The 16,778-nt window shown below is 40.0% G+C and carries 17 protein-coding genes; 13 read left to right on the plus strand and 4 right to left on the minus strand.

What is annotated here, in order from left to right; translation table 11 throughout:
- Positions 1 to 128 precede the first annotated feature (128 nt).
- The 6 genes from L3V41_RS06095 (at position 129) to L3V41_RS06120 (ending at position 6,373) form a co-directional block, all read left to right on the plus strand.
- Positions 129 to 1,217, plus strand: a complete 1,089-nt coding sequence (locus L3V41_RS06095) for an RHS repeat-associated core domain-containing protein (protein ID WP_346656316.1) — start codon at positions 129 to 131, stop codon at positions 1,215 to 1,217.
- An 18-nt stretch (positions 1,218 to 1,235) separates the two neighbouring features.
- Positions 1,236 to 1,763, plus strand: coding sequence for a hypothetical protein (locus tag L3V41_RS06100; RefSeq protein ID WP_237127349.1), 528 nt, complete (start codon positions 1,236 to 1,238; stop codon positions 1,761 to 1,763).
- Between the two features lie 226 nt (positions 1,764 to 1,989).
- Positions 1,990 to 2,172 carry a hypothetical protein gene (locus tag L3V41_RS06105; protein WP_237127350.1) on the plus strand — a complete coding sequence of 61 codons (183 nt, stop codon included), beginning with the start codon at positions 1,990 to 1,992 and terminating at the stop codon, positions 2,170 to 2,172.
- Between the two features lie 104 nt (positions 2,173 to 2,276).
- Positions 2,277 to 4,361: a TonB-dependent siderophore receptor gene (locus L3V41_RS06110; RefSeq protein ID WP_237127351.1), complete on the plus strand. Its 2,085-nt coding sequence runs from the start codon at positions 2,277 to 2,279 to the stop codon at positions 4,359 to 4,361.
- Positions 4,362 to 4,446: 85 nt separating this feature from the next.
- Entirely contained in the window at positions 4,447 to 5,409 is a 963-nt protein-coding gene (locus L3V41_RS06115) for a kinase (protein WP_237127352.1), read from the plus strand.
- Complete coding sequence (locus L3V41_RS06120) at positions 5,402 to 6,373, plus strand: Gfo/Idh/MocA family oxidoreductase (RefSeq protein ID WP_237127353.1); 972 nt, start codon at positions 5,402 to 5,404, stop codon at positions 6,371 to 6,373. The genes L3V41_RS06115 and L3V41_RS06120 overlap by 8 nt, the downstream gene beginning before the upstream one ends.
- On the opposite strand, the gene L3V41_RS06125 is transcribed toward L3V41_RS06120, so the two are convergent.
- The gene (locus L3V41_RS06125; RefSeq protein WP_062567155.1) at positions 6,370 to 7,197 is read right to left on the minus strand and encodes a hypothetical protein; all 828 of its coding nucleotides are present in this window, start codon (positions 7,195 to 7,197) and stop codon (positions 6,370 to 6,372) included. The two genes, L3V41_RS06120 and L3V41_RS06125, sit on opposite strands and share 4 nt — an antisense overlap.
- Before the next feature lie 196 nt (positions 7,198 to 7,393).
- Here L3V41_RS06125 and upp point away from each other — a divergent pair, with 196 nt between their 5' ends.
- The 5 genes from upp (at position 7,394) to L3V41_RS06150 (ending at position 14,147) form a co-directional block, all read left to right on the plus strand.
- Positions 7,394 to 8,023 (plus strand): uracil phosphoribosyltransferase, encoded by a 630-nt coding sequence (gene upp / locus L3V41_RS06130; protein WP_062567154.1) that lies wholly within the window; start codon positions 7,394 to 7,396, stop codon positions 8,021 to 8,023.
- Between the two features lie 9 nt (positions 8,024 to 8,032).
- Positions 8,033 to 9,271: a uracil-xanthine permease family protein gene (locus L3V41_RS06135; protein WP_237127354.1), complete on the plus strand. Its 1,239-nt coding sequence runs from the start codon at positions 8,033 to 8,035 to the stop codon at positions 9,269 to 9,271.
- A 138-nt stretch (positions 9,272 to 9,409) separates the two neighbouring features.
- A complete protein-coding gene (locus L3V41_RS06140; RefSeq protein ID WP_062567152.1) occupies positions 9,410 to 11,152 on the plus strand; it encodes an HAD-IIB family hydrolase in 1,743 nt (580 codons plus the stop codon).
- On the plus strand, positions 11,145 to 12,365 hold the full coding sequence (locus L3V41_RS06145) for a hypothetical protein (protein WP_062567151.1): 1,221 nt from the start codon (positions 11,145 to 11,147) through the stop codon (positions 12,363 to 12,365). The genes L3V41_RS06140 and L3V41_RS06145 overlap by 8 nt, the downstream gene beginning before the upstream one ends.
- 123 nt (positions 12,366 to 12,488) lie before the next feature.
- The gene (locus L3V41_RS06150; RefSeq protein ID WP_237127591.1) at positions 12,489 to 14,147 is read left to right on the plus strand and encodes a sugar phosphorylase; all 1,659 of its coding nucleotides are present in this window, start codon (positions 12,489 to 12,491) and stop codon (positions 14,145 to 14,147) included.
- 43 nt (positions 14,148 to 14,190) lie between these two features.
- Here L3V41_RS06150 and L3V41_RS06155 read toward each other — a convergent pair whose 3' ends face one another.
- The gene (locus L3V41_RS06155) at positions 14,191 to 15,210 is read right to left on the minus strand and encodes a substrate-binding domain-containing protein (RefSeq protein WP_062567149.1); all 1,020 of its coding nucleotides are present in this window, start codon (positions 15,208 to 15,210) and stop codon (positions 14,191 to 14,193) included.
- Between the two features lie 155 nt (positions 15,211 to 15,365).
- Here L3V41_RS06155 and L3V41_RS06160 point away from each other — a divergent pair, with 155 nt between their 5' ends.
- Positions 15,366 to 15,752 (plus strand): cytochrome b562, encoded by a 387-nt coding sequence (locus L3V41_RS06160; protein WP_237127355.1) that lies wholly within the window; start codon positions 15,366 to 15,368, stop codon positions 15,750 to 15,752.
- 21 nt (positions 15,753 to 15,773) lie between these two features.
- Here L3V41_RS06160 and ykgO read toward each other — a convergent pair whose 3' ends face one another.
- Together ykgO and L3V41_RS06170 are read right to left on the minus strand one after the other, a co-directional pair.
- On the minus strand, positions 15,774 to 15,911 hold the full coding sequence (ykgO, locus tag L3V41_RS06165; RefSeq protein ID WP_062567147.1) for a type B 50S ribosomal protein L36: 138 nt from the start codon (positions 15,909 to 15,911) through the stop codon (positions 15,774 to 15,776).
- Positions 15,912 to 15,923: 12 nt separating this feature from the next.
- A complete protein-coding gene (locus tag L3V41_RS06170) occupies positions 15,924 to 16,175 on the minus strand; it encodes a type B 50S ribosomal protein L31 (protein WP_062567146.1) in 252 nt (83 codons plus the stop codon).
- Positions 16,176 to 16,384: 209 nt separating this feature from the next.
- Here L3V41_RS06170 and L3V41_RS06175 point away from each other — a divergent pair, with 209 nt between their 5' ends.
- Positions 16,385 to 16,651, plus strand: a complete 267-nt coding sequence (locus L3V41_RS06175; RefSeq protein ID WP_237127356.1) for a hypothetical protein — start codon at positions 16,385 to 16,387, stop codon at positions 16,649 to 16,651.
- Positions 16,652 to 16,778: the final 127 nt, after the last annotated feature.

The following is a 16,778-nucleotide window of genomic DNA, read 5'->3' on the forward strand; positions in this document are numbered from 1 at the left end:
TTGCCTAAACTTCCCGTAAAAATATACGCAATCTGAGTAAGCTAAATAGAGAATAGAAGCATTAGAATCGTTACACACATAGAGACCGTTTACAAAGTGCGCGCATAATCTCAGACTATAATGGTTATGTGAGTACTCAACGCAACTATGACCCATTTGGTAAACCACGTTTAGCCAGTGGTGGCTTAATGCCGGTTGGAAACGCAAAGCTAAATGACTTAGCAGATGCAAAAACACGACGTGGCTTTACTGATCACGAGCATTTGGATGATATTGAGCTTATTCATATGAACGGTCGGGTGTACGATTATAACCTTGGTCGGTTTATGTCAGTTGACCCTGTTATTCAAAGCCCAACGAATAGCCAGAGTATTAACCCTTATTCATATATTATGAATAACCCCTTAGCGGGAACTGACCCAACAGGGTATTCTGCAGTCTGTGCTTCTAGCGGGACGTGCCCCATAGATACGGTTGTAACAACTAAGAGTGGTGAAGAAAAATCAGTTAAAATGACTGAAGCTGCATTCAAAAAAATTAACTCTCAGATACAAAAAAATGGAAGCTCTTCAATAAAAGTTACAGCTAAAAATAAAGGAGCTATTAGTGATATCGGGAGTTCTTCAAGCAATCAAAAAGAAGCTATAAACGAACCCAATAGCTTTTCAGGAACAAGCAAAGAGAAGAGTTCTAAATTAAGTGGTTCTGATTTAGATATCGATAGGGTAGGAGGTATATCGAATGAATACTTTGGAAGTGTAAATGCTTCATATAGTGATTTTAAAGAGGATGAAGATGGAAATACAATTCAGGCAACTATTACTTGCGACTCTGTTTGTCAGAAAGAGGCTATCGACCAAGGGCGAATAACCTCAACTGACATTTCACGTAGTATCATGAGATTAAGAATGAGAGAGTATCAGGGGTATGCAGCTGGTTACTCTTCAATTTGGGTTGCAGGCTCTGCGAGACATATAATTTATAATATCTCTTCATTTACATTTAAGCAGTTTAGAAAGTTCAACGAACTTCCAACAAAACAAAAAGAAGCTTGTATAAGTATGTTTCTGGGATTGTGCGGTCCAGGAAGTGCTACGGATGAACTTTTGAAACCAAAAGTTCCTTACTCAACACCGAAGCCTGGGCCTAGCAAATATGAACCTGCTGGAAGTGTGGTTTTGGACCCTAAAAGGTTTATATACGAAAAAACATGGTAACAAGGTAACTATCATAAAATGCCAATATTCTCATTTTCTCAAAAATGGAAAAATATCCTTATTTTAACTTTATTTTTCCTAGCAGGAATCTTTCTTATAGAACCAATGCAAACGGGGGGCTTCTTGTTAATTGCTATTTTACTTTCTAGGTTTATAGCAAAAGAGTATAAATCAACAGATACATATATTGATGAACAATCGCTCTGCGAGTTCAGTAAAGTGTATTACTATGCTTATTATCGAATGATTCTGTCTGGGCTTTATGTAGTTATAATGTTTAGAAATGGTGAGCTACTAACATTGGATATTACTTTTTTTCTTATTTGGTTTGTTGGTTCGTCCTTTCTATGGTTCACAGCTTTTTTCATTCCTTCAGACGGGGTGATTGAAAGTAAACTCGATATATTTGCTTTCATGTTCATGCTAGTTGTCGGTATAAGTAATCTATCTATTATAGCTTGGTTGTTAACCATGAATGATGGCTTTGCTTGGTTTAGCCCCTTAATTGTAGAAAGCTCTAAAACTTTTTTAGATAATTTTACCTAAATAGAAATGGCTCTTAATATGACAATTACAATCACGCGCAGCCAATCCCAGTAGAACTGCGCACTTACTGTCCGCAGGTCGTGCAAAATGTGTTAGTGCCACTTCCTAGTGGCGCTGACTCAAATAGCTTGATGCGTGCAGGTGATTTATCATAGCTGCACTTTAACGTGACATAATACATCAACACGGTCTACGCTTAATTTTGCTCTAAAACTTTGAGGTTGCCATGATGAATCATTTTGCGCTTTTGGCTAAATCACTTCGGTTGGCTGCCCAATACCACGCTCAACAACAGCGTAAATCAGATGGCTCACCTTACATTAACCACTTAATCGAAGTTGTCGATATGCTTGTTAATATCGCTCATTGGACTTCCCACACTTCCTCTATAAAAGTTATTACTAACTAAGTTCATTTTTTGGTTTCATTTTTTCTCACACATCTAAAATACAATTGAAATGATAGTTATTTTTAATTAATCTCTTGCTCTTTTATAGGTACAAGGAAGGGGAAATGAAAATTAAAAAATTGGTTTTACTAATATCAGCTGCATTTGTTACCACACAAGCCGTGTCGCAAACTCAAAAGCAGCCAAGCAAAAAAGCACTTTCTGATATTGAAGTGATAGAGGTTTTAGGGCGAAGCGCGCAAACAACATTCTCTGATTACAGTTATTCAGTTACCCGCACTGCTGCTGATATTCTTGAGATCCCACAATCAGTAAGCGCAGTAACCAAGGAGGTGATACAGGATCAAGCAATGATGCGCTTAAACGATGTTACACCTTTTATTAGCGGCGCGAATGAATACTCTGTTTACGATGACATTACAATTCGGGGGTTTCGCAGCCAAGACGATCGCCGCGTCAATGGTATGCGTACTCATAATAACTTTTGGAATCAAACCTTAATTGCTCATGTTGAACGTGTCGAAGTTATTAAAGGGCCGGCTTCTGCTGTATTTGGTGATGCGAGCCCTGGTGGCACGGTTAATACAGTAACTAAAAAACCGCTTGGTGAAAGCCGTCATAGCATTAGTGCTCGTCTTGGTAGTTATTCTGATAAATATGTCGCATTAGACACAACAGGCAAGGTAGCTAGCAATGAGCGTTGGCTTTATCGATTTAATGCTGGCTACGAAGATTCAGAAACGTTTAGAGATAATATTTTTAATGAGAGTTTATTACTCTCACCCAGTTTTACATATTTACTAAGCGACGATACTAAAATGAATGTTGAGGTGGTTTACTCTGACAGCAAGGGGTTACTCGACCGCGGTCAGCCCAATTTACGTAACGCGACCGATTTATCTCAGGTGCCTATATCTTTATCGTCAAATCAGCCAGGGGATAAGCTAGATACAACCTCGTTATCATCAAGTGTGACTTTAGACCATCATTTTAATGATTACTGGTCATTGGGTTTTAAATACATGCATTTAGATAGTGAGCAAAAGCTGGTTGAGCATCGTGCAGCGACATATGTTGATGGATCAGACTCCGTATTTAATGTTTGGTATACAGACCGGGATATTGATGCCGATTCAGATAATGTGACTGCTTACATAACAGGCAAAGTTTATATCGGTGATGTTGAGCACAATATTGTCATTGGTGGCGATTACATTGATAACCATAAACTCAATGCGCAACGAATGAGTCGCTCGGCAGGTACATTTGATATTTTAAATCCAACCTATGAGCAACCCGATATAGCAAGTTACAATTTAGGCGACCGTTTTGAATTTGGTGGTGGATTAAAAAGTAACGGCCTTTACATTCAAGATCATATTAAATTCGATGACTGGTCAATTTTAGCCAGTGTACGTCGCGAAGGTTATAAGTTAACAGATCTAAATGGCAATGAAAGTTCAGACAGTGATTTCTTACCTCGCTTAGGTGTTGTTTATAATCTTACTCAAGACTCGAGTGTCTATGCCAGTTGGGTAACTGGCTTTGAACCCCCATCCACATTTTTAAATACCAAAGAGCAAGGTGGGCCATTTGGACCAATCGATAGTTACCTCTACGAAATTGGTTATAAGGCAAAGTTATTTGACGAAAAGGTGTTGCTAACAACGTCCATCTATCAAATAACAAAGCAGAATGTGTTAGTACAAGATTTTGCTCGTTCACAGCAATTAGGTTACCGAGTTTTTCGTCAAAGGGGTGAGGAGCAAGCCACAGGTTTCGAAATCGATATTAATGGGCAGCTCTCTGATAATTGGTTAGTGATTGCTAATTACGCCTACAATAGGGCTGAAATAACTGAAGACACGAATACGCTTTTAATTGGTAAACAAAAAGAAAATGCACCAAAAAATTCAGCTACACTCTGGAGTAAATATAGCTTAAACGATACATGGCAGTTAGCGGCGGGGGCAAGCTATGTTGATAAGCGCAATACAACCGACGAAGCTGTTTTGCCATCGTATACACTGTTGCAAGCAGGTATATACTTCAAGAAACCAAGTTGGAGTGCTGCATTGCTTGTTGATAATGCACTCGATAAACAGCACTGGAGTGGTGGTTATGGTTACGGGCAGTTATTTGTGGGTGATCCACGTACCGTTAGTTTGACTGTAAACTACACGTGGTAGCACATAATGAATAGGCCTTAACAGGCCTATTTTTTTATTGGTTTGCCTGACATAATCTGGCTGTGTATTTTTATATTGTTTGTTGATGTCAGAATTTTATTCTTTATTAAAAAATAACTATCAAGATATTGAAGTTATTAATGTGATTAGCACTCTATGGAGCGGCTGTGGCGAAATTATTCGTTGTCGATTAGACGATGAAACACGGGTCATTAAATTGATTTCTATGCCTGATTTCATTGAACACTCGCGAATTGAGCAAAGTCAATTTGCCCTAGCCAGAAAGCAGCAATCTTATTTAGTTGAATACAATTGGTATAAGCAATACAGCTCATCTTTACCAGACCAAGCTGCCGCCATTCCTTGTTTTAATCAGATACAGAAGCAAAATCAATTTGCTTTAATTTTTGATGATTTTACAGCGTTTGGCTATCAGCAAGCTCAAGACCACACTCAACATATTCATGCAATACTTAAATGGTTAGCGCACTTTCATGCTTTTCATTTATCAACCCCAGGCGAGGGGTTATGGCCCAGAGGCAGTTATTGGCATTTAGCCACGCGTCCTGATGAATACGCGCGAATGCCCGACTCACCTCTTAAAGCCGCAGCTGTACATATTGATTGCGCACTTTATAAATGCAAATATCAAACACTAATACATGGGGATGCAAAGCGTGCTAATTTTGCTATCAACTCACAGACTAATCATGTACTTGGTTATGACTTTCAATATGTTGGAAAAGGGGTTGGCGTTATCGATGTAATGTACTTTTTGGGAAGTTGTTTAAATGAGTGCGCACTAAAGTTAAATGCGCAAACCTACCTAAATCGATATTTTGCAGAGTTAAATGCAGCACTTAAACAGTATCAACCTACTATAAACGCAGGCGATTTAATCAGTAATTGGCGTGGTCTTTGGTGTTATGCATGGGCTGATTTTTATCGGTTTTTAGCAGGTTGGAGCCCTCAGCATGTAAAGATAAATGGTTATATGCAAAACCAATTCAATGAATACCTGAACAAAAATAAGGAATACGATGAATAAGCCTATTCGTTTTGCCATTATTGGCTGTGGAGCGGTAACTGAGGTAAAAAGTGGCCCTGCTTATCAGCAAGTAAACGGTATTGAACTTATTGGCGTTACACGCAGAGATTTAAACAAAGCGCATGATTATGCTACACGCCATACTGTACCCAAAGTATTCGCAACTAATAGCGAGCTAATAAACGATGAAATGGTTGATGCTGTTTATATAGCAACGCCACCCGATAGTCATAAAGAATTGGCGCTTCAAGTTGCCAAAGCAGGCAAACCTTGCTGCATAGAAAAGCCACTCGCTCCTAGTTACGAAGAGAGCTATGCAATTGTTGAGGCGTTTAAAGATGCTAAGCAACCATTATTTGTCGCTTACTATCGACGCTCTTTACCACGGTTTAATAAGGTTAAAGAACTTATTCAAAATGGCCAAATTGGCCAAGTACGCCATGTAAGTTGGCACTTAAGTAAAGTGCCAAGTGAGCTTGATTTGTCTGGTGAATATAATTGGCGCACTGATAAACGTATTGCTCGTGGTGGCTACTTTGATGACTTAGCGAGTCATGGCTTAGACTTATTCGCTTACTTACTGGGCGAGTTTACTCGGGTTCATGGTTTTAGTTCAAATCAACAGGGGTTGTACTCAGCATTTGATGCTGTTACGGCTCATTGGCAGCACAGTTCTGGTGTGACAGGTGTTGGCAGTTGGAATTTTGCCTCTGCTAAGCGTTTCGATGACGTGGTTATTTATGGTAGCAAAGGTGAAATACGCTTTAGTGTATTTGATGAAAAACCAATTGAGCTCAATAACCTTGCTGGTAAGTGTAAATTTTCCATCGAAAACCCCGTTCATATTCAACAGTTCCATGTTGAAAATATAGCGAGGTTTTTTGACCAAGGGGCGCCACACCCATCGACAGGGGAATCCGCACTTCATACAAGCTGGGTAATGGAACACATTTTAGCTAATTAATGCACATAAGCATTATTAAATGCCTCAATAATGACTTTTTGCTCAGGAGCTGGAAACAGCTCCGATAGCCGCTTGCTAATAAGAGTTTTGACTCTTTCACTTTGAAGAGCACGGTCAAATAACGCAATGGCTTGTCTTCCTTGCGGCGAAGGTGAACATGCTATATAACCAAAAACAGCTGCTTGATCAGGCTCAATGGTTAAATAACGTATTTTATCCGTACTAGCAGCGCGTTGATATCTGTCTATAAACACGTCTCTATATTCAATAATGGCATCTATTTTATTTTGAAAGAGCATCTGCCCCAAACGACTCGCATTGGTTGCACCTTCAAGTTTAAAAAAGTGTTTTTCATTATTTTTAATAAAGGTATCTATATCTACGGAATACGAGCGCCCACTTGTTATGCCAATTGTGAGGTCGTAGTCATTGATTGCTTTTTCCAGTGACAGTGAATCAGGTAAGGTAGGCATATTAAATACAATGAGCCTATTTGCAGGAAATGCCATAATTGGGTAGCGAGTAAATAGGGCGTTAGCCTCTCGTTCAGGCGTTTTTAACTTATTGTATAAGCAAACATCAGGAAGCATACTGAGTTGTTTCCACTCTCGTAACCTGCTTGCGGGAACAAACTGGATGTTTATTTCATCTTGTATTTCTTTTACAGCTTCGAGTAAGAAAATTGTTGCTTCATTTCTCGGCTTACCACTGGCTTGCGGAATATAGTCATCCATCACTTTTATTTCTAAAGGCTCAGAATTAGCTGTCGGACTTAAAAAAGCGAGGTTAAATAGTATTAAAAAAACGAGCGAATGTATTTTCATGCTACGTTGATACCTAAAAATTAAATAAATTGTGATGTTGTGCCACACCAGTTTGTTGCAAAAAAATTAATATTTCGGCCTTTTGATTAATATTAGACCTATTAACGAAATTAATGCAATAACAACGCATTTTTTGCGGTAGCGCGGGCTATTATACGCTAAAATAGGCGTAATTTATTTCATTTAGGTTCTACTTATGTCTATTAATGTAATTACTCATCCGTTAGTTCAACACAAACTTGGCCTTATGCGTGCAGAAGGTATTAGTACAAAAAGTTTCCGTGAGCTGGCGTCTGAAGTAGGTACTTTGCTTACTTACGAAGCAACTAAAAACCTACCACTAGAAAGCGTGCAAATCACAGGATGGGATGGTTCAACATTAGATGTAGAGCACATTAAAGGTAAAAAAATTACTGTTGTGCCAATTTTACGTGCCGGCCTTGGCATGATGGATGGCGTGATGCAATTATTACCCGCTGCAAAAGTGAGTGTTGTGGGTCTTCAACGTAACGAAGAAACACTTGAGCCAGTGCCTTATTTTGAAAAGTTAGTTGGCAAAATTGATGAGCGTTTAAGCCTTGTTATTGACCCAATGCTGGCAACAGGTGGCTCAATGATCGCCACTATCGATATGTTGAAAAAAGCAGGCTGTAAAGATATTAAAGTCATTGTATTAGTGGCAGCCCCCGAAGGCGTAGAAAAAACCCTTGCGGCACACCCTGATGTTGAAATTTTCACCGCATCATTAGACAGTCACTTAAACGAAAAAGGATATATCATTCCAGGCTTAGGAGATGCCGGTGACAAGATTTTTGGCACAGTGTAAGGCGCTCACGTGGAAAATCATCAACCATTTTCGTTAAAAACCATTCTTACCGGCGCGCAAATGCTGTTTGTAGCATTTGGCGCACTGGTACTTGTGCCCTTACTGACAGGCCTTGATCCCAATGTGGCTTTATTTACCGCAGGTTTAGGGACTTTACTGTTTCATGTGGTTACCAAAGGCCAAGTTCCTATCTTTTTAGCATCGTCTTTTGCTTTCATTGCACCCATTATCGCCTCGGTACAAATGTGGGGCATTCCTGCAACAATGGGCGGTTTAATGGTGGCGGGCTTTTGTTATTTTGCGCTTAGTTTAATTGTAAAGTTTAAAGGCGTAAATGCTCTGCATAAAGTGTTACCGCCTGTGGTTGTTGGCCCTGTGATTATGGTCATTGGTTTAGCTTTAGCGCCAGTCGCTGTGAACATGGCAATGGGTAAAGCTGGTGATGGCAGTGCGCAATTAATCCCTTATGAGCAAGCTATTTGGGTTTCAGCTTTATCATTACTGGTTACGCTGATTTTTGCTGTATGGGGTAAAGGTGTATTTAAACTCATTCCTATTCTTGCCGGTGTGGTCGCAGGCTACCTCGCTTCGTTATTTATAGGTATTGTTGAATTTAATGCGGTCACTCAAGCGAACTGGTTTGCAGTACCGGCATTTACCTACCCTGAGTTTAAGTGGCAAGCTATTTTGTTTATGGTACCTGTGGCAATAGCGCCAGCCATAGAACATATTGGCGACATGATGGCAATTAGCCAAGTAACGGGTAAAGACTATTTGAAGAAACCGGGTTTACATCGCACTTTATTAGGTGATGGCCTCGCTACCTCCGCGGCATCGGTTTTTGGTGGTCCACCTAATACAACGTACTCTGAAGTAACGGGGGCGGTAATGCTTACCCGTAACTTCAATCCACGGGTGATGCTTTGGACTGCTATTATTGCGATTGTGCTCGCTTTTGTAGCAAAAATGGGTGCAGGTTTACAAACTATTCCGGTGCCTGTGATGGGCGGCATTATGATTTTACTCTTTGGCTCTATTGCCGTGGTTGGTTTAAATACCTTAGTAAAATCGGGTGAAGACCTTACCGCGCCTCGCAATCTGACTATCATCGCACTGATTTTAGTGTTTGGTATTGGTGGCATGCATATCGGTGGTAACGAGTTTAGTTTGCAAGGTGTGAGCTTATGCGCAATCTTGGGGATTATCTTAAATGCTGTTCTCCCCAAAGCAGTGCAACAACCTGATTAGAATTTAGAAACTGCTTGAATATTGCACCAAAAAAGCGCGTTAAATATGCGCTTTTTTTGTAACTATTTAAAAAATAAGGAATTATAAAACTGGTCTACTAACTGCATTTATCTCTATGTCATACTGGTAGGAGCGATTATGCAAGAGGCAAATGTTGTGGATATTACCCCGTTTTTAGCGAAGCATCAGTTACCACTGAAGTATCAATACTTAAGTGAGCAGTTTTTTATACCCCTCGCGCACGATATCTTAAGTGCAAAAATAACTGGCCAACCTATGCTAGTGGCTATCAACGGCTGCCAAGGCTCAGGTAAAACAACCCTCGCTGATTTTTTAGTGACCTGGGTTAATAGTAATACCGAATTCAATAGCGTGTCATTATCAATCGATGACTTTTATTTAAGTCGCGATGCTCGCTCTGAGCTTGCTAAAGACGTTCATCCTTTGTTTGCAAGTCGTGGGGTACCAGGGACGCATGATACGCAATTAATGGAGCAAACCTTGTCAGCCTTGTTGGCAGGTAAAGTGGATGTGCCATTACCTCAATTTGATAAGCTAACTGATGATCCAGTGCCAAAAGAGCAATGGCCTAGTAGCCAAAAGCCGATTGATATCGTGTTTTTTGAAGGCTGGTGTGTAGCCAGTACACCGCAGCAACCTTATCAATTACAAACTCCAGTTAATGAATTAGAACAACAAGAAGATGCCGACGGCATTTGGCGCCGTTGTGTCAATAGTTGCTTAGCGAATGAATATCAACATGTATTCGCGATGGCTGATTACACCATTATGTTAAAAGCGCCTTCATTTGAAGATGTGTATGCGTGGCGCTTGGAGCAAGAGCAAAAGTTAATTGCTAAAAAAGGCCAAGGGCAGGGCACCTTTGACGAAGTGAGTTTAAAGCGTTTTATCTCTCATTTTGAACGAATTACGCGTGAAAACTTAGCCACTCTTACGCACAGCGTGGATGCGTTATTATTGCTTGATACCGAGCGTGATATCACCAAGATGGAACTACTGGCTGACCAAATTGCACAACCACTTATTTTTACAGACTTAGACGGCACATTACTTGATCACGATAGTTACGAGTGTGAGGTAATCAAACCTTTTTTGGCAAAGTTGAATGAAAGTGGTGTCAATGTCATTTTTAACACCAGCAAAACTTTTGCTGAAGTTACTGATATTCAAAAAGGTTTAAATCATCATCACCCTTTTATTGTTGAAAATGGCGCGGCCGTTTATATCCCAAAAGACACTTTCAAAGTAAAACCGATTGGCTGTGATGAATATAAAGGTTATTGGCGCTTTGCTATGACACAAAGCACCGATAAATTGCATGAAGATCTTAAGCAATATGCGAGTGATTACAGTCATTGTGTGCGCTTATTTAGCCAATTTAGTGCACCAGAAATAGCCGAGTTAACAGGACTACCTGTTGGTAAAAGTGAACTGGCTTTACAGCGCCAGTACTCAGATCCGGTTTGTTTCTCGGGCAACGATGAAGAAAAGCAAGGCTTGATAGATGCTATGAGCCAAGCAGGCTACGAAGTGCTTGTTGGCGGGCGTTTTATTCATTTAACCAAAGGTAACAATAAAGGTCTTGCACAAAAATGGCTGTTAAATCAGTTTAAAAAAGCCTATCGCAATCCATTTACTGTGATAGCCCTCGGCGACAGTCAAAACGATGTGGCCATGCTAAAAGCGGCCGACACCGCCATTCTAATCAATAATCCTGGCAGCCAGGTGCAATCACAAATATTACAAAAAGCCTGGCAGCTCAGCGAAAAACCAGCCCCAGCAGGTTGGGTTCAAGAAGTTTCTGCGTTAACTATCATCAAAGCGCGTTTTGCAGCAAAACAGGAGCAATCTCATGGCTGATTTTTATCAAAATGGCATTATCACGACCTTACACAATATTGCTGACCGCCCAGTAGAAGAGCTAGAAAAAGAATTATTGGGCTTTTCAAAACAACGCCCAATGGGACTGATTTTACCGTCGCTTTACAGTGAGTTAGAAGGCCCCGCTTTGCAAAATATTATTGCTGAGCTCAAACATGTGCCTTATTTATCGCAAATTACCATTGGCCTAGATCGCGCCGACGAAAGCCAATATCGCCATGCACTACAGTTTTTTGCTGAGCTTGATCAGCATCATAAAGTACTTTGGAATGATGGCCCGCGTTTACAAGCGCTCGATAAAGAACTCCAAAAACTGGGCGTTGCACCACGAGAGCTAGGTAAAGGTCGCAATGTTTGGTATTGCATGGGTTATAAGTTGGCAACGTCAAAAGTTGAGTCAATTGCGCTTCATGACTGTGATATTTTGACTTACGACAGAGCGCTTTTAGCACGCTTAATTTACCCTGTTGCTCACCCTCGTTTTAACTATGAATTTTGTAAAGGGTTTTACCCGCGCACCGCTGAGGGCAAAATTAATGGCCGCGTGTCACGTTTGCTGGTAACGCCGTTATTGCGCTCATTTAAAACAATTTTAGGTAGCAATGATTATTTAGAATACATGGACTCGTTTCGTTATCCGCTAGCGGGGGAGTTTTCGTTTCGCCGTGATGTACTCAACGATATTCGTATTCCAAGTGATTGGGGCTTAGAAATTGGTGTGCTATCAGAGATGTATCGAAACTACTCGCATAACCGTTTATGTCAGGTCGATATTGCGGATAATTACGATCATAAACACCAAGAGCTATCGCTCAGTAATCAAGCAACCGGATTGTCCAAAATGTCGATTGATATCACTAAAGCTTTATTTAGAAAGCTGGCTACACAAGGGGTGACCTTTACAACAGAAACAATTCGCTCATTAAAAGCGACCTATTACCGTATTGCACTCGATTTTATTGAAACCTATCACAACGATGCGCTCATGAATGGCTTAACGCTCGATATTCACCAAGAAGAAAAAGCTGTTGAGATGTTCGCGCAAAATATTATGAATGCGGGTCAGCACTTTCTAGAGTACCCAATGGAAGCACCCTTTGTGCCGAGCTGGAACCGTGTTGCCTCTGCCATGCCAGATGTGTTTGCGCGCTTAGAAGAAGCCGTAGAGCTTGATAACAAAGATTACATTTAATGGGGAAGGCGCGTGACTTTAGAGCTTTTACAACAACGGGTTATACAGCATTTAACCTGTATCTACGGCGAGGTTGAACTACCAACAACCCTTGAACAACTCGCAAACAGGCTAATCAACACCATGCAAGGTGATGATCCTGTCCGCGACCCGACGCCGCATAAAAACCGTTGGGATGAGCAAGACATGATCTTAATTGCCTACGGTGATTCAATCATTCGTCATGCTAATACGGATGATGCGGTAGCTAAGCCTGAAGAACCGCCTTTGCATACCTTACATCGATTTGTTAAGAATCAATGTTTGCCTGAACTCAATGCCCTGCATATTTTGCCGTTTTACCCGTATAGCTCAGATGAAGGCTTCGCGGTGATGAACTATGTGCAAGTGAATGAAGCGTTAGGCAGTTGGCAGCATATTCGTGATATTTCGAAGGATGTCAGGTTGATGGCTGATTTAGTGATCAACCATTGTTCAAGTCGAAGTGTTTGGTTTGAAAACTTTATTCAAGGCAAAGAGCCTGGGAAAGGGTATTTTAAAACGGCGAGTCCGAGTGATGATCTTATTCAAGTTGTTCGCCCGCGCACATCGCCTCTTTTACAAGCAGTTGAAACTAAAGATGGTTTGCAACATGTGTGGTGCACCTTTAGTCATGACCAAGTCGATTTTGATTTTGCCAACCCAGATGTGCTTAATGAATTTGTGGGCATTATTCGTCATTACTTAGACAATGGCGTACGTATTTTCCGCCTTGATGCCGTGGCATTTCTATGGAAAAAGCTCAATACCCGCTGCATCAACTTACCTGAAACTCACGAAGTGATTAGGTTGCTTCGCACCCTAATTGAGCATGTTGAACCTAACGTGATCATTATCACAGAAACTAACATACCTAATCGAGAAAACCTGTCGTATTTTGGTAATGCTAACGAAGCACATTGTATTTATAATTTTTCATTGCCACCGCTGTTATTGCACACTTTACTCAGTGGTGACAGTACTGCATTGAAGCATTGGATGATGAGTATGCCGCCAGCCCAGCACGGTACAGCTTACTTTAACTTTATTGGCTCTCACGATGGTATTGGTTTGCGTCCTGTTGAAGGTTTACTTGATCAAGCGCAAATAGCGGAAATGGTCAGCACGACCGCTAAATATGGTGGTAAAGTATCATTACGAACCGCACCAGATGGTACCAATATCCCTTACGAATTGAACATTGCTTTGTTTGATGCATTACAAGGTACGCATCGAGGACCAGACAAATGGGGGGTTGAACGCTTTTTATGTGCGCATGCCATAATGTTTGCGCTTGAAGGTATTCCGGGTCTGTATATTCATAGCTTGTTAGGTACTACTAACGATTACGAGCGTTTTGAAAATAGCCAACATAACCGAGCGATTAACCGCCATCGCTGGCAAGAGTCAGAGCTATTGGCAAAACTTAGTAATGAAAATACTCACCATCGTACCGTGTTTAAAGCAATGAAAAACCTGATGACTATTCGTAAGGCACAGAGCGCATTTCATCCTAATGCGACGCAATACACCTTACATATTAGCGATGGACTATTTGGCTTTTGGCGACAAAGTATTAATCGTTCACAGAGCATGTTTTGTATTTATAACATTACTGATGAATCAAAAACCCTTACCTTCGCAGATCTAAACCTGATTGAAACTGAAAGCTGGAAAGATTTGATTTCAGGGCAAGTTATAGAAGAAAACACGCAAAATATAGTGTTGTCACCTTATCAAGCTATTTGGCTAAGTAATAAGTAGTGTTTATAAGCTGTAAATGCCCTTTACAGCTTATTTTTAAAGGCTAGGGGAGGAGTGCTGCTATGGAGAACGGCTCAGAATTCTGCTCAGTTTTACTAAATTTCTTAAAATCTATCGCCAAACTATTGCTATGAATTTGCTCAACGAACGTGACTGTTCTAGCTGTGTGAGGCGTAAAAATAGCAATGTTTTGATGTAGCTCCAAAGGCTGTTGTTGGAATATGTCATATATGTTTACCATTGCTAGAGCACCAAGTGTGACATGCCCTCCGATACAAATGTCGATTTTTTCCGACGCAGCCTTGAGTGGCCAATTAATCGCGCCTACTAAGACTTTATCGCGTATCTTATTGTCATTAAGTGCTCTAATCGCTCCAAGCGCAATCGCATCATTAGCACTCCAAATAATGTTTATTTGTTTTTGGTGATTTAAAAAACCAATGCTTTGGCGGTAAGCCTGCGTTGCTGACCAATTGGCAACACTTTGTGCGACTAATTTCGCGTTATTTGCTTTTGAAATATAATCAGTTATGCCTTGTTGTCTATCAATAGATGCGTGAGTTGTATAGTCACCATGAATTGCATAAATGTTAGCTTGTCCGTTATTTTTTTCTACGAGCTTTTGAGCTAACAACTTTCCTGCTTGAACATTGTTTGGCACAACACTGCCTGAAATATTAAGCCCTTTATTACTTAAGGCTGCAAGTTCATCATCAGTAGGACGATTTAGTAAAAAGTATATCGGGGTATCAAACTTTGGCAGATCTAAAAGTAGTTGGCTGAGTACACTTTTTTCATCCACTAAAATCAGCATATCAGGTTTAGTGTCTATCGCTTCAACAACAAGCGATTTCATTAAAATATGATTACGATTAGCGTACTCAATTGTTAAGTCTATATCTAAATCATCTGCTGCATCGCGCATGAGCTCAGATACTTCAAACCAAAAAGGCCCTGTGGTATTGGTATCGGCGTAACCCGGATTGATAAAAATAATTTTATGCTGTGCTAAAACACTGGGAATGCAAAATAAACAAAATAAGAAAGAAAGGGCCTTTGCCATAAACAACTAAAAACAATACAACAATGAAGTGAGTATAGCGCTTATTGGCAGAAGTTTCGATTAGCTGTTTGGCTTATAAAAAAGGCTGTATAAATTCGTTTCTATCGACCAAAAAGGATATAATTAACGCGAAGTTAGTTTTAATAGGAAGTAGTATGAGAGTTGTTTTGAGTGCCCTTTTTTTAGTTACCTCTTTATCTAGCTTTGCTAAAGGCATCGATTTAGAAGCTAACATGAAGAATATGGGGTTAGCATACAAAAATGCTATGCAAGCCAGTGAGTTGAGCGAGTTCAACCACGCAATTGATGAGTTTATTCAACTATTAGAGAAAGCAAAAACGGCTGACTTTAAACAGCATCAATCTGCTTCTATTGAGGGTATCGATAAAGTTATCCATAAAGCAGAAGATGCTAAAAGGCTCGCCAATAAGCAGGGAATACTAGCGGCAAAAGTACCATTAAAAGAAATAGATACTTTACGAAAAAAATACCATGAACTTCATGAGCCACCTGGTTTTTGGGAGCTACTATTTGGCAAATAAAAAAGGTGCCTTTGCACCTTTTTAACGTTTTTTCTTTTTCCCTTGTACGGCTTTAAAGCGTGGGTTTTCTTTGTTAATCACGTACACGCGCCCTTTACGTTTGACGATTTGACACCCAGGTCTATTTTTTGCGCTTTTTAATGAACTTAATACCTTCATTTAATTCTCTTTTTATTTGCTCGCTAAATTTTTAAATCGGCGATTAAATGCAGCAACTCGACCATCACTTGCCACAGCTTTTTGTTTACCAGTATAAAAAGGGTGTGAGTCACTCGATACATCGATAGGCACATAGGGATAGGTCTTGCCTTCAAGCTCTACTGTTCGCGATGTTTTAATTGTTGAACCTATAATAAAGTAGCTATCTGCTGCTGTATCATGAAAGGCGACTTGCTGGTAATCAGGGTGTATATTCGGTTTCATTATATAACCTTTTGCTATGTGATAATGTATCAAATAATAAGTGTTCAAACTGGTAAGATCAAGATAAAAATAATTCTTATTTAATGTTTGTGGTTTGATTTTAGTCAGTCTGAACAAACTCTGACCACTTGAATTCAAAAAGCTGGCTATTGTTAATAAGGCTGTTATAACTAGGTATGTGTGCTCATATAATAAGAAGGAGTAAGGCAGTGAACGATGAAATTCAAACTGAGCAATTGGACCAAAATGTAATGAATACGCTTCGTGATAAAGATCATTCAACACTTGCGAGCCATGTCGATACTTTAAACTTCAGTCACAATGATATAATTGAACTCTTAGCACAGTACCTTGCTCTGGGTGAGCAAGATGATGATGAGCGTTTTGATACTTGGTTTGATAATCTCACTAAAGAGCAGCATACGGTAGTGAAAACCTTTGAAGTGTACCGCGGTCACTATGAGCACTTAGACTAATTTAATAAATAGAAGAGTATAAAACTCCCAATGAGGGCGTGTGTATTATCTATATACATGTTTATAGGTAATCTTGAGCAATTTAGGAAGTACTTATTTACGGTTAATAATTTCCTGTTAAGTTAAC

It is taken from the genome of Pseudoalteromonas sp. L21, from assembly GCF_021728035.1.
GTDB lineage: Bacteria > Pseudomonadota > Gammaproteobacteria > Enterobacterales > Alteromonadaceae > Pseudoalteromonas > Pseudoalteromonas arabiensis.

Coding starts and splice junctions, on each gene's coding strand:
- L3V41_RS06100 (WP_237127349.1), top strand. CDS start 1,236: ATGCCAATATTCTCATTTTCTCAAAAATGGAAAAATATCCTTATTTTA.
- L3V41_RS06105 (WP_237127350.1), top strand. CDS start 1,990: ATGATGAATCATTTTGCGCTTTTGGCTAAATCACTTCGGTTGGCTGCC.
- L3V41_RS06110 (WP_237127351.1), top strand. CDS start 2,277: ATGAAAATTAAAAAATTGGTTTTACTAATATCAGCTGCATTTGTTACC.
- L3V41_RS06115 (WP_237127352.1), top strand. CDS start 4,447: ATGTCAGAATTTTATTCTTTATTAAAAAATAACTATCAAGATATTGAA.
- L3V41_RS06120 (WP_237127353.1), top strand. CDS start 5,402: ATGAATAAGCCTATTCGTTTTGCCATTATTGGCTGTGGAGCGGTAACT.
- L3V41_RS06125 (WP_062567155.1), bottom strand. CDS start 7,197: ATGAAAATACATTCGCTCGTTTTTTTAATACTATTTAACCTCGCTTTT.
- upp (WP_062567154.1), top strand. CDS start 7,394: ATGTCTATTAATGTAATTACTCATCCGTTAGTTCAACACAAACTTGGC.
- L3V41_RS06140 (WP_062567152.1), top strand. CDS start 9,410: ATGCAAGAGGCAAATGTTGTGGATATTACCCCGTTTTTAGCGAAGCAT.
- L3V41_RS06145 (WP_062567151.1), top strand. CDS start 11,145: ATGGCTGATTTTTATCAAAATGGCATTATCACGACCTTACACAATATT.
- L3V41_RS06150 (WP_237127591.1), top strand. CDS start 12,489: ATGCAAGGTGATGATCCTGTCCGCGACCCGACGCCGCATAAAAACCGT.
- L3V41_RS06155 (WP_062567149.1), bottom strand. CDS start 15,210: ATGGCAAAGGCCCTTTCTTTCTTATTTTGTTTATTTTGCATTCCCAGT.
- L3V41_RS06160 (WP_237127355.1), top strand. CDS start 15,366: ATGAGAGTTGTTTTGAGTGCCCTTTTTTTAGTTACCTCTTTATCTAGC.
- ykgO (WP_062567147.1), bottom strand. CDS start 15,911: ATGAAGGTATTAAGTTCATTAAAAAGCGCAAAAAATAGACCTGGGTGT.
- L3V41_RS06170 (WP_062567146.1), bottom strand. CDS start 16,175: ATGAAACCGAATATACACCCTGATTACCAGCAAGTCGCCTTTCATGAT.